Annotated in this window: 7 protein-coding genes; 4 read left to right on the top strand and 3 right to left on the bottom strand. The window is 73.3% G+C overall.

The annotated features are described in order from the left end of the window. Positions 1-113: 113 nt before the first annotated feature. Complete coding sequence (locus ACIGJO_RS06775) at positions 114-1697, bottom strand: S8 family peptidase (protein ID WP_399953051.1); 1584 nt, start codon at positions 1695-1697, stop codon at positions 114-116. A gap of 235 nt (positions 1698-1932) precedes the next feature. Between ACIGJO_RS06775 and ACIGJO_RS06780 the strand changes: the two genes are divergently transcribed. Beyond that, positions 1933-3039: a pyridoxal-phosphate dependent enzyme gene (locus tag ACIGJO_RS06780; protein ID WP_399953054.1), complete on the top strand. Its 1107-nt coding sequence runs from the start codon at positions 1933-1935 to the stop codon at positions 3037-3039. 270 nt (positions 3040-3309) lie between these two features. Here the strand turns inward: ACIGJO_RS06780 and ACIGJO_RS06785 are convergent, their stop codons facing one another. Further along, entirely contained in the window at positions 3310-3792 is a 483-nt protein-coding gene (locus tag ACIGJO_RS06785) for a cupin domain-containing protein (protein WP_399953057.1), read from the bottom strand. A 102-nt stretch (positions 3793-3894) separates the two neighbouring features. Between ACIGJO_RS06785 and ACIGJO_RS06790 the strand changes: the two genes are divergently transcribed. The 3 genes from ACIGJO_RS06790 to lanL all read left to right on the top strand — a co-directional run bounded on the left by ACIGJO_RS06790 (position 3895) and on the right by lanL (position 9940). Continuing rightward, the gene (locus ACIGJO_RS06790) at positions 3895-6606 is read left to right on the top strand and encodes a discoidin domain-containing protein (RefSeq protein ID WP_399953060.1); all 2712 of its coding nucleotides are present in this window, start codon (positions 3895-3897) and stop codon (positions 6604-6606) included. 357 nt (positions 6607-6963) lie between these two features. Beyond that, on the top strand, positions 6964-7146 hold the full coding sequence (locus ACIGJO_RS06795) for an SflA family class IV lanthipeptide (protein ID WP_399953063.1): 183 nt from the start codon (positions 6964-6966) through the stop codon (positions 7144-7146). 1 nt (position 7147) lies between these two features. Next, positions 7148-9940 (top strand): class IV lanthionine synthetase LanL, encoded by a 2793-nt coding sequence (gene lanL, locus ACIGJO_RS06800; protein ID WP_399953067.1) that lies wholly within the window; start codon positions 7148-7150, stop codon positions 9938-9940. Between the two features lie 175 nt (positions 9941-10115). On the opposite strand, the gene ACIGJO_RS06805 is transcribed toward lanL, so the two are convergent. Further along, a complete protein-coding gene (locus ACIGJO_RS06805; protein ID WP_399953071.1) occupies positions 10116-12305 on the bottom strand; it encodes a DEAD/DEAH box helicase in 2190 nt (729 codons plus the stop codon). Positions 12306-12522: the final 217 nt, after the last annotated feature.

The raw sequence follows: 12522 nt of genomic DNA on the forward strand, positions 1-12522 counted from the left end.
CCGGGAACACGGATGCGGGGCGGTCGCCCGATGCGACCGCCCCGCACACGTCACTCACTCACTCACTCACATGTTCCTGCGCGCACTGCTTCCACCGCTCGCCGGAACGCCCGTCAGAACTGCAGCGCCCAGGAGTTGATCCGTCCGGTGTCCGCGGCCGCGTTGTCGCTGACCCGCAGCTTCCAGGTGCCGTTGGCCACCTCCGACGAGGCGTTCACCGTGTAGGTGGTGTTCACGTTGTCGGTGCTGCCGCCGGTCCCGTACGCCTTCAGGTTGTAGACCGAACCGTCGGGCGCGACCAGGTCGATCTTCAGGTCGCCGGAGTAGGTGTGCGTGATGTTGACCGGCACGCTCAGCGCGGCGGGAGCGTTGCCCGTGATGCCGGAGACGGTCACCGGGGCCTCGACGGTCGCGTTGTCGGCGATCGCGTAACCGGTCGTGTTCTCGAACTTCTTGCCGGGCGGCGTGGTGGTGCCGGTGCCGACGTTCAGCAGCCGGTTGGGGGAGCCGGTGCCCGGGTTCGTCACCACTCCGGTGGTCGCCGCGGCGACCAGACCGGCGGAGACCTGTGCCGGGGTCGAGCCCGCGTGGTCGGCGAGGTAGAGGGCTGCCGCGCCGGCCACGTGCGGGCTCGCCATCGACGTACCGGAGATGGTGTTCGTGGCGGAGTCGCTGGTGTTCCACGACGAGGTGATCGAGGAGCCCGGGGCGAAGATGTCCACGATGCTGCCGTAGTTGGAGAAGCTCGAACGGGCGTCGGTGCTGGTGGTCGAGCCGACGGTGATCGCCTCGCCGACGCGCGCCGGCGACTTGGTGGAGGCGTCGGTCGACTCGTTGCCCGCCGCGACGGCGTAGGTGATGCCGGACGCGATCGAGTTGCGCACGGCGGTGTCGAGCGCGGAGTCCGCCCCGCCGCCGAGGCTCATGTTGGCGACGGCCGGCTTGACGGCGTTGGCCGTCACCCAGTCGATGCCCGCGACGACCTGCTCGGTGGTTCCGGAGCCGCTGTTGTCGAGGACCCGGACGCCGACGATCTTGGCCTTCTTGGCGACGCCGTACGAGGAGCCGGCGACGGTGCCCGCCACGTGCGTGCCGTGGCCGTGGCCGTCCTGCGCCGTGTTGTCGTTGTCGATGGCGTCGTAGCCGTTCGAGGCGCGGCCGCCGAAGTCACTGTGGCTGATCCGTACACCGGTGTCGATGATGTACGCGGTGACACCCTCGCCCGCCTTGTCGGGATAGGTGTAACTCTGGTTCAGCGGAAGGTTCTTCTGGTCGATCCGGTCCAGGCCCCAGGAGGGCGGTGAGGGCTGGGTGCCGGAGACCGTGAAGGTCCGGTTCTGCACCACGGACGCGACGGCCGGGTCGGCGGCGAGCCTCCTCGCCTCGGCGGCCGAGGCCTTGACCGAGTAGCCGTTGAGGGCCGCGCGGTAGGTCTTCTTGACCTCGGCGCCGTACTCCTCGGCCAGCGCCTTGCCGCGTGCGGAGCCCGCGTCGGGAGCCGACTCGTCGAGGGTGACGATGTAGCTGCCGCTGATCGCGCCCGGGGCGCCCGCGTTCTCGATCACGCCTTCCGCCGCACGCTCGGACGCGGCGGCCGGGAAGGCCGCAGCGGTGGAGAGAGCCAGGGCGGCACCGGCTATGACGCTCGCCGCGGCGAGTCTTCGACGGGCCTGGGGGGTGTGACGCGTCACTGACATGTGAGGGGTCCTCCTCATGGGCGTGTGCTGGTGGGGGCACTGGAGCCGCGCCGCGACTCCAGTCATGGTCATGACAAATCAGACACCGTGGCGCCACGCTTTCCGCGCCGTCCGTGACCGGCCTGCCGTACTGCCAGGCGAAACTTTGACCGATCCATGGCAAACCCACAAGGGCGCCTTGGGGTGTGCCATACATTCGACATTCATCCGCCATCCGCCTGACATGCTGGCGGGCATGGCCATGTATCGCTGCCCGCAGGACGGGACCCGTGCCGAGATCACCGACCTGACCTGGTGCTGCCCCCGCTGCCGGGGCCCCTGGGACCTCGACTTCGAGACCTCTCCGGGGCTCTCGCTGAACTCCCTTTCCGGGCGCGTCAATTCACAGTGGCGTTACGAGGAGGCGCTGCCCCTCTCCGCCCCCACGACCTCCCTCGGCGAGGGCCGCACCCCGCTGGTGCCGCTCACGGGAACGGTCGGCGCCAAGCTCGACTACCTGATGCCGACGCTCTCCTTCAAGGACCGCGGCGCCGTGATGCTCGTGGAACTCGCCCGCCGGCTGAACCCGGACCGTGTCGTCGCCGACAGCAGCGGCAACGCGGGCACCGCCGTCGCCGCGTACTGCGCGCGGGCCGCCCTGCCCTGCACGGTGTACGTCCCCGAGGGGACCTCCCCGAAGAAGACCGAACAGATCCGGGCCCACGGCGCCCGGCTTGAGGTCGTCCCGGGCGGCCGGGAGGCCACCGCGCTGGCCGCCCGCGCCGCCGCCGACGCCCCCGGCACCTTCTACGCCTCGCACGTCTTCAACCCGTACTTCCTGCACGGTACGAAGACCTACGTGTACGAGCTGTGGGAGGACCTCGGCGGCCGGCTGCCCGACGCGCTCGCCGTGCCCGTGGGCAACGGCACCCTGCTGCTCGGCGCGGCACTCGCCACCGCCGAACTCCACGCCCGGGGCCTGATCGAGCGGCGCCCGGCCCTGATCGCCGTCCAGGCCGAGGCGGTCTCCCCGCTGGCCGCCGCGTTCCACGCGGGCGCGCGGGACCTCCCGGCCACCGCCGACGCGGACGCCGCCCCCACGCTCGCGGAGGGCATCGCCATCCCCCGTCCGCCCCGCGCCCGTCAGATCCTGGCGGCCGTCCGCGCGTCGGGCGGCACCTTCCTCACCGTGACGGAGGACCGGATCCGCACCGCCCAGCGGGACCTGGCGTCCCGCGGCTTCTTCGTGGAGACGACCGGGGTCGCCTGCTGGGCGGCGGTGGGCGGCTGGACGGACCGCGAGGTCGTCGTACCGCTGTGCGGAGCGGGACTCAAGACGGGCCTGGCGGCAGAACGGGCGTGAGCCGGTCGGTGAGTCGGCCGGTGAGTCGGCCGGTGCGTCAACCGTCGGTCCGTGAGCCCGGCCGGTGCGTCGGTCCGTGGGCCGACCGGTCGGTTCGTGAGCCGGCAAGGTCGGTCCGCGAGTCGGCAGGTGATCGGGTCCTTGAGCCGGCCGGTGGGTCGGTCCGCGAGCCGGCCGGCCGTTCCGCGAGCCGACCGGAGTCGGTCCGTGGGCCGGCCGGGGTCGGTCCGTGAGCGGTCACGTGGGTCGGTCCGTGCACCGGCCGGTGGGTCAGTCCGTCCAGTGGGTGTCGTGCTTGAGGAAGAACTCCGCCCGCTCCTCGGGCGACCACTCGGCGGCCTCGGCCACCTGCTCGAAGTACTCCTCGCGCGGCGCACCCGGTGTGAAGAGCAGCAGCATCGACGCGGGCTCGTCCGCGTCGTTGCGGAAGGCGTGCAGACCGCCCTGCGGGACGTGAACGAAGTCGCCCCGCGTCGCGTCCACCCAGCGCTCGCCGTCGTAGATCCGTACGGTCCCGTCGAGGATGAAGAAGGACTCCGAGATCGACCGGTGGAAGTGCGTGGCGGGGCCGCCCGCCCGGGGTGCCATGTCCATCCGGTACAGCCCGAACTCACCGCGGGTCGACTCCGTGGTGGCCAGGTAGTGCGTCCGTCCGCCGCTGGGTGTCAGCAGCTCCGGGGCGGTGTCCGAGGGCCGGTACGTGGCGCTGATCTCGCCCGCACCGACGGTGTATGTGGGATCCGGGTACGACATGCCGCTCTCCTCTGCTCCATCCGGCCGCTTCGCCCCGCGGCCGTCCGCCGTTCACGCGCGCCGTGCTCCCGCCCGCGCCGCCGCTTTCCCTACCTTCGTGACGTGAGCCTCTCGCGCATCCCTCTCCTCGCGTCCTTGGCCGCGGGCGCCCTGATCGCGCCCCTGCCACTCTTCTCGTACGCCGCCGAAGCCCCGCACGGCACGGCCCGGCACCACGCGGGTCCGCACGGGACCGACCCGCACGGCACCGCACGGAACGGCACACCGCGCAACGGCATCGCGCCGCCGCCCGTCTGCGGCCGGACGGACGGCGCCGACGCCTCCTGGGCGCCGAGCTCCACCCGCTTCGGCGAGGCCGCCGGTTACGACCCCTATGTCGGCAACGGATATCTCGGACACCGCGTCCCCGCAACCGGTGCCGGGTACGACGCCTCGGGCGAGAGGACCGGCTGGCCCCTGTACACCCCCCGCTACGACGGCGCGTTCGTCTCCGGGCTGTACGCCAGGGAGCAGGGCACGGCCGAGGGGCGCGAGGTCATCGCGGCGCTGCCGAGCTGGACGACCCTGGACGTCCGCGTCGGCGGGGAGACGTACGGCACCGGCACCCCGGCGGGCCGGATCTCGCGCTACCGGCAGACCCTGTTCCTGGCCTGTGGGCTGGTCCGTACCTCGCTGCGCTGGACCACCGCGGACGGACGGGCGACCGACCTGACCTACGACGTGCTGACCGACCGGTCCGACGTCCACACCGGAGCCGTACGGCTGCGCATGACCCCGCGCTGGAGCGGTACGGCGACCGTCACCGGGCGTCTGGACGAGCGGGGCGCGCGCCGGATCACGATGGCCTCGGACGGCACGTTCCGCACGCTGGGCACCGGGACCGAGGGGGCCATCGCCCAGACGATGCGACGCGGCTCGGGCGTCGTCGAGACACTGCGGCACGGGTCCGGGAAGGCCCCGCAGCCGACCCCGGTGCGCGAGGGCGTCACGTACACCTTCGAGAAGTACGTGGGCGTCGACACCGCGCTCACGTCCCCCGCTCCGCGCCGGTCCGCTCTCGACGCCGCGCACCGTGCGGCCCGGCGCGGCTGGGCGGGTGTCCTCGAAGCGAACGCCGCCGCCTGGCGGCGGGCCTGGGCCGCCGATGTCACCGTGCGGGGCCGCCCCGCACTCCAGGGCTGGCTGCGGTCCGCACAGTACGGGCTGCTCGCGAACACCCGGCCGGGCTCCTCGGACAGCATCGCTCCGGCCGGTCTGACCAGCGACAACTACGCGGGCATGGTGTTCTGGGACGCCGAGACCTGGATGTACCCCGGGCTGCTCGCCACCCGCCCGGAGCTCGCGCGCCCGGTCGTCGAGTACCGCTATCGCACCCGCGACGCCGCCCGCGCGAACGCGGAGAAGCTCGGCTACGACGGCCTGTTCTACCCCTGGACCAGCGCGAGCAGGGGCCGGCTGGACTCCGAGTGCCAGAGCTGGGACCCGCCGCACTGCCTCACCCAGAACCACCTCCAGGGCGATATCGCGCTCGCCGTCTGGCAGTACTACCTGGCCACCGGCGACCGCGGCTGGCTCGCGGAACGCGGCTGGCCACTGCTGCGGGGCATCGCCGAGTTCTGGCGGTCACGCGCCACCGCGAACAGCGACGGCAGCTACTCGGTGCGGAACGTGGCGGGCCCGGACGAATACAGCAACGGGGTCACGGACGGGGTCTTCACCAACGCGGTCGCCGCCACCGCGCTGCGTCACGCGACCCGTGCCGCCGAGCTGCTCGGCCATCCGGCACCGGCCGCCTGGACGCGGGTCGCGGACGGTCTCCGCATCCCGTACGACGCGGAACGGAAGGTGTTCCTCCAGTACGCGGGCTACAACGGCTCCACCATCAAGCAGGCCGATACCGTGCTGCTGATCCATCCCCTGGAGTGGCCGATGGAGCCGGGCGCGGCCGCCGCCACGCTCGACTACTACGCGGCCCGTACCGACCCGGACGGCCCCGCGATGACGGACTCGGTGCACGCGGTCGCCGCCGCCGCCATCGGGGAGCCGGGTTGTGCGACGTACACCTATCTCCAGCGCGCCGTGCGGCCGTTCGTCCGCGGCCCCTACGCCTTGTTCTCCGAGGCACGCGGCGAGAAGTCCGGTGCGCAGGATCCCCTCTCCGGCTTCCCGGCCGACGACTTCATCACCGGGAAGGGCGGCTTCCTCCAGGTCTTCACGCACGGGCTGACGGGGCTGCGGCTGCGCGAGGACGGGGTGCGCCTCGACCCGATGCTGCCCCCTCAGCTGAGCGAGGGCGTCACGCTGACGGGCCTGCGCCATCAGGGCCGTACGTACGACGTGGTCATCGGTGCCCGGACGAGCACGGTGCGGCTGACGTCCGGCGCGCCGTTCACCGTCCACACTCCGGCGGGCCCGCGCCGGTTGTCCACCACCCTCACCCTGCCCACACGCCGCCCCGACCTGACCCCGACGGCCGACGTGGCACGCTGCCGCCCGGTGACAGCCACCTCCGAGACCCCCGGCCTGTACGCGGAGGCGGCGGTGGACGGCAGCCCGGCGACGGTCTGGTCCCCGGACGGGGCGATCGGATCGCTCACGGTGGACCTGGGCCGGCCGCTCGGCGTGACCTCCCTCGTACCTGAGTGGGGCGATGTGCCCCCCGCGTCGCACACCCTGGAGACCTCGGTGGACGGGCGCGTGTGGCAGCCGTACGTGGCCGGGGACAGCGCCAGGATGGTGCGGGTGACGGTCCGCTCGGAGGACGCGGAGAAACCTGCGGGCATCGCCGAACTGAGGGTCGGCACGGCGAACTGACCACCGGCGGCCGGGCGTCGGCCGCCCCGGGGACGCGCCGCCTCCGTCCCGCCTCCACGCGGATGCGCGCCGCCGCCACCCCGGATGCGCGCCGCCGCCACCCCGGATGCGCGCCGCCTCCGCCCTGGATGCGCGCCGCCTCCGCCTTCCGTGCCGTCCCGGCGGGAGGCGGCGGTTTTCGGCCGTGCCGTCGAGGTGCGAATACGGGTATCCGCAGCGGCATCGGGCCTCTTGTCACCCGGATCTCCGCTGCCTACCTTCGTGATCAGCACCTTGGAACAGCGGGAACCCCGGCCGGTCCCCACCGGCCGGAACCCGTTTCATCAGCGCATGCTCGACAAGACACGGAGGCGTCACATGCCCACAGCCATGCTGGAACTCCAGAAGGTCGACGAAGTCCGCGACGCGGGGCCGCTGGCGGTCGACGACGAGGCGATCGTGTTCGAGGACGACGACCGCAGCGACCGCGAGCACACGGCCTGCCTGTCCGACCCCTGGGTCACCGCCACCACCCGCTTCGAGTGCCAGAAGAACTCCTAGCGTGACCGAATCCATCGCCGGCCGCAGCGGATGGTCCGACTGGTCCGACGACATCTGGTCGTACCTGAACGATCCGCGGATGCCGGCGATGGACCACGGCTGGAAACTGCACATCACGGCGCGTCCCGCCGAACTCGACGACGTGACCGCTCTCGTGCTGCCGGTGCTGCGGCGGCATGTCTGCCACGCGAAGTTCGCCCGGGACGCGGAGACACTGCGCACCATCAACTCCGGTGTGCCGGACGCGGGCATCGTCGGGAAGGCGATCACGGTCTACCCCGCGCCCGGCTCCGTCGTGGAGATCGCGGGGGAACTGGTCGCCGTACTGCGCGGCCGGGAGGGCCCGCAGGTCGTCAGCGACCGGCGGGTCGATCCGGACTCCCCCGTCTACTACCGGTACGGGCCCTTCACGGGCGAGTACCGGACCGGCCGGAGCGGACGGCTGGAGTCGGTCATGACCGGACCGGACGGCCGGATCTTCGACGGGCTGGCCGTCGGCTCGTACCGCTGCCCGCCCTGGGCCGAGGATCCTTTCGCGACCGCGACAGCATCCGGAGCCGGGTCCGCGACAGCATCCGGGTCCGGACCCGCGACAGCGTCCGGTTCCGAACCCGCGTCCGCGTCCGGAACCGGCCCCGAGCCCGGAGCCGATTCCGCGGGCAAGACGTCCCCGCCCGGCCTGGGCGGCGGACGCTACGCGATCACCGCGGGCATCGTGCGCAAGCCCGAGGGCAACGTCTACCGCGCGGTCGACCGGTCCACGGGGCGGTCCGTGGTGGTCAAGCAGGCGAGGGCGTTCGTGGCCGAGGACGAGTCCGGCGCGGACACACGCGACCGGCTGCGCAACGAACGTACGGTCCTTGCCGCACTCGGCTCCGTCGACGGTGTGCCCCGGGGGCTGGACTACTTCCGGCATCGCTCGGACGAGTACCTGGTGATGAGCAGTTGCGGCGGCCGGGACCTGCGCCGGGACGTCCAGGAGAACGGCCCCTACCGGGAGGACCCCGCCGATCCGGCGCGCACACTCTCCGCTCTCGCCACGGGTCTCCTGCGCATCGTGGACGACATCCACGGCCGGGGCGTCGTCGTCCGTGACCTCAAACCGGACAACGTGGTCCTCGATGACACGGGCCGGTGCCATCTGATCGACTTCGGGATCAGCGAGCTGCACGGTAACGGCCCGGGAGGGGCGACCCCCGGCTACAGCGCACCCGTTCAGCGCGGAAGCGGGCCGGCCGCGCCCGCCGACGACTACTACGCGCTGGGCGCGACCCTCTTCTACGCTGCCACGGGCCTGGACCCGGTGATCGCCGACGCCGACGACGGGGTCAACCTGGAACGGACCCTCGACGCCCTGGCCTGGGTGCTGCCCGGCCGTGGCCACCGGGGGATCCGGTCCTCCGTCACCGGCCTGATGGACCTCGACGCGACCGCGCGGACCGCCGGTGCCGACCGGCTCCGGACGGGGACGCCCGAGGTGTCCGGACCGTCCCGGCGGCCGCGACGGCAACGGCTGGACGACGGCCTGCTCCAGGAGATCATCGAGCACACGACCGCCTACTGCGCCGAGGAGGCGCGCAGGATCGTGGACCCGGAGCACGCCGCCCGACTGAACATCCCGACGCCGATCGATGTCTACGGCGGAAGCTCGGGGCTCGGCCTGGAACTCCTCCACCACACCGGGCGTCCCGGGGTGCGGGAAGCCGTCGACGCACTGGCCCGATGGACCGGTCAGCAGACGAGGAGCATGTCCCCGGGCTTCTACGCGGGCCGCACCGGCGTGGAGCTGTTCCTCGCGGAGGCGAATACGGGGACGGGGACGGGGGACGCCGGCACAGGGGGCGCGGGTACACGGGGCGCGGGTACACGGGGCGCGAGCACACGGGGCGCGGGTACACAGGGCGCGGGTACGGACACGGCGGCGCCGGACGGGCGGCCGGACCATCCGGTCCTGCCGGATCACCCGGTCCTGCCGGATCATCCGGTCCTGCCGGCCCGGACGCCGGACGGCGGACCGCCGGAGGCGGACCTGATCGAGGGGGCCGCGGGAATCGGCCTCGGCCGCCTGCTGCTCGCCCGGCAGGCCCGCGCGGCGGGCGACTTCCACGCGGCCGACCGGCACCGGGCCATAGCCGCCGCCTGCGACCGGATGCTGGAGTCCGGCGAGGCCGGGCTGACGGCGACGGGCACCGGCTCACCCGGCAGTGCCGCGCTGGGCGCGGGCCTCGCGCACGGCGAGGCGGGCGTCGCGTACTTCCTCCTCGAACACGGCAGGGCGACGGGCGACCCGGCCGTGATCAGCAGGTCCCGGAAGGCCTGCGCGCACCTCGCCGCCGCCACACCGGGCATCATCGCGGCGGCGGGCGAGCCGCACGCGACCCGTCGCTACGGCTCATGGTGCCGCGGCCTCGCCGGGATCGGAGCCGTACTCCTGCGCGCCGCGGACCGCCTCGGCGAACCCGAGTATCTGCGCCTCGCACAGCGGACCGCACACACCTGCGCCGCACTGGCACCACGCATGCCGCTGGTCACGCAGTGCTGCGGGCTGGCGGGGGTCGGCGACCTGATGGTGGACGTCGCGGAGGCGTCCGGGTCCGAGGAGATGTGGGGCGCCGCCGAGAACGTAGCGATGATCATCCTGAGCCGCAGCGGCGGCCCGCGGTCCCGCCCGACGTTCCCGGACGTCGGCCTGACCGGCCCGAACGCCACCTGGGCCGGGGGCTCCGCCGGTGTACTGGCCTTCTTCCGGCGGCTGCACGACCGGGGCGGGGAGCGGCTGGGCCTGATCGGCTGACGCGACGCGGGGCACGGCGGTACGCCACCGCCCCGTACTGCCCGGCCCCCGGCCCCAGGCCCCAGGCCCCGGGCCCCCGGCTCCGGCTCCGGCTCCGGCTCCGGCTCCGAACTCCTGGCGCCCGACCCCCGACCCCGACCCTGGCTGGCTCCCGGCTCCCGGCTCCCGCCACCGCCTACGGGTGCCCCGCCGGCGGGGCGGGGACCGTTCCCGCTCCCAGCCGGGCCTGCTCCTCCTCGACGATCCGGCGGGCCATCGCCGTGTCCGACACATCGACGGCGTCCGGCGTCGACTCGGCGACGGCACTGCGGCGTGCGTACGCGTCGAACAGCCGGGACTTGTTCTTCAGCATCCGCACCATCCGCTCGTCCACCCCGCCCGTCGCGAGCAGCCGGTGCACCCGGACCGAACGCAACTGCCCCATGCGGTGGGCCCGCGCCACCGCCTGATGCTCAAGGGTCGGCTTGACCTGAGGCTCGCAGATGATCACGACGGACGCGGCCTGCATGTTGAGCCCCACTCCCGCCGCCTCGATCTGCGCCACCAGCACCGCGTGCCCGGGTGCGGCGGCGAACTCGTCGACCAGTTGCTGGCGGCGTACGGGCGGCACGCTCCCCGCGAGGGGGCCGAACACCTGCCCGCCGCCGGGGCCACGGGCGCCGTCCAGCGCCTCCTTCACCGCTGCCAGGACATCCCTGAAGTGGGAGAACACCACCACCTTCAGCCCGTTCTCGGCGGCGTCCTGGACGATCTCGCACAGCCGGTCCAGCTTGGCCGAATTCTCGGGGTGTGCGTAGGCCGCTCTGCGCATCGCCATGAAGTTGCCCTCGCTCACCGCCTCGCGGTAGGCGGCCTCGTCCGACGCGCTCAGTTCCTCCCACTCGTCCGTGTGCTGGAGGGTGGGCAGTTCGGTGAGGACGTCCTGCTGGTTGCGGCGCAGGTAGACCGGGGCGACCGCCCGGCGGAAGGCCTTGGCACCGGCCGCACCGTCGCGGTCACCGATGGCCTCGGCCAGCTGCGGCTGAAGGATCCGCACGAGACTGCGGAACTCGGCGACGCGGTTCTCCATGGGGGTGCCGGTCATGAAGAGGACACGCTCGCAGTGCTCGGACCAGGCCGTCACGGTCCGGGAGCGGCGCGCCTGCGGGTTCTTCACGTAGTGGGCCTCGTCGACGACCAGCATCCCGAGCTCGCCGCCCGCGGGGACGGGAAAGCCGCTCAGCGCGGCGAAGGTCGTCACTCCTACCCCGCCCCGGCTCCGCCAGTCGGCGAACGCCTCCTGCCGGTCGGGGCCGTGAAGGGGCGTCGCGCGCAGTTTGCTGCGGGCCTCGATCTCGCGTGTCCAGTTGATCAGGACGCCGGCCGGGCAGACGACCATGAAGTGGCTCTGCCCCTCGGCGGCGAGGTGGGACAGGGCGGCGATGGCCTGGATGGTCTTGCCGAGCCCCATCTCGTCGCCGAGTATCACTCTGCGCTGGGTGAGGGCGAAGCGTGCCCCGAAGGCCTGGTAGCCGCGCAGCGACACCCTGCGGTGGGTGTCGTCGAGCAGCTGGCCGCGGACCCGTTCGGCGACCTCGTCGGGCAGGAACCCCTCGGCGGCGTCGGGGTCGGGGCCGCCGCCGGAGATCTCCGCGAGCAGGCTGTAGTACTCGGCGGAGCGCAGCTCGAAGTCGACCCAGGCCGCCGCGTCGGAAGGGGGACCGCGCAGCAGATCGACCGAGGCCTGGGCGAGCAGTTCCGGCACTCCGCCCCGTACCGCCTCCTCGGTCGCCCCGCGGACCTCGGCGACCGCCCGGAGCGCCCGTTCCCGTTTGGCCCGCCCGGCCAGCAGCATGCGCATCCGCCCGCCGGCGGTCCTGGCCTCGGCCAGCAGCGGGCCGAGCAGCGCCGAGAGAACCGCGGCGGCGTCAACGGCGCGCCGCGCGTCGGGACCCGCCTCCACCAGGACGTGCAGGGCCCCGACGAGCGCGGTGGTGCGGGGCTCCGGCGCGTCCACATCGATGTGGACGGCGACGGTCTCGCGTACGGCATCGGCTATCCGGCCCGCCGCCGCGACGATCTGATCGGCGGTCCGCTGTCCCACGCCGGGAATCTGCCGCAACCGGTAGGGGCCCGCGTCGAGCACCTGCCGGACCGACCGCAGCCCGCTCTGCTCGACGTCGCCGAGCCTCAGCCTGCCCTCGGTGACCTCCTTCAGCCTGGTCACGGAGATGGCATCGAGCGCCTGCTCCACCGCCTCGCCGTGGATCGGCTTCAGCGCCGCCCGGACCGCCTCGACGGCCCTCCCGTGGTCACCGGCCACCGCCTGCGCGGCGTCGTGCAGCCGCACGCCCTCCGCGACCGCTTCCCGCTCACCGCGCCCCATCCCGCCCCGGCCTCTCTCATCGCACTGTGTCCCCGGATACCGCGGGCCATCCGATCATGACCGCCGTCGAGGTGCGCCTCTTCCTCACCCGCCCCGGCCGCGGCCCCCCCCCCCCCCCCCGGGGGGGGGCCGGCGGGGCGGGGGGGCCCCCCCCCCACCCGGGGGGGCCCCGGTTTAAGTGACCGGGGTACCCCGGGGCGGGGTGTACCCGGCGCCG

Source organism: Streptomyces sp. NPDC079020 (genome assembly GCF_044542225.1).
Classification (GTDB): domain Bacteria; phylum Actinomycetota; class Actinomycetes; order Streptomycetales; family Streptomycetaceae; genus Streptomyces.

Excerpts from the sequence above, each read along its gene's own strand:
- ACIGJO_RS06785 (WP_399953057.1), bottom strand. The coding sequence starts at position 3,792 with ATGTCGTACCCGGATCCCACATACACCGTCGGTGCGGGCGAGATCAGC.
- ACIGJO_RS06775 (WP_399953051.1), bottom strand. The coding sequence starts at position 1,697 with ATGTCAGTGACGCGTCACACCCCCCAGGCCCGTCGAAGACTCGCCGCG.
- ACIGJO_RS06805 (WP_399953071.1), bottom strand. The coding sequence starts at position 12,305 with ATGGGGCGCGGTGAGCGGGAAGCGGTCGCGGAGGGCGTGCGGCTGCAC.
- ACIGJO_RS06780 (WP_399953054.1), top strand. The coding sequence starts at position 1,933 with ATGGCCATGTATCGCTGCCCGCAGGACGGGACCCGTGCCGAGATCACC.
- ACIGJO_RS06795 (WP_399953063.1), top strand. The coding sequence starts at position 6,964 with ATGCCCACAGCCATGCTGGAACTCCAGAAGGTCGACGAAGTCCGCGAC.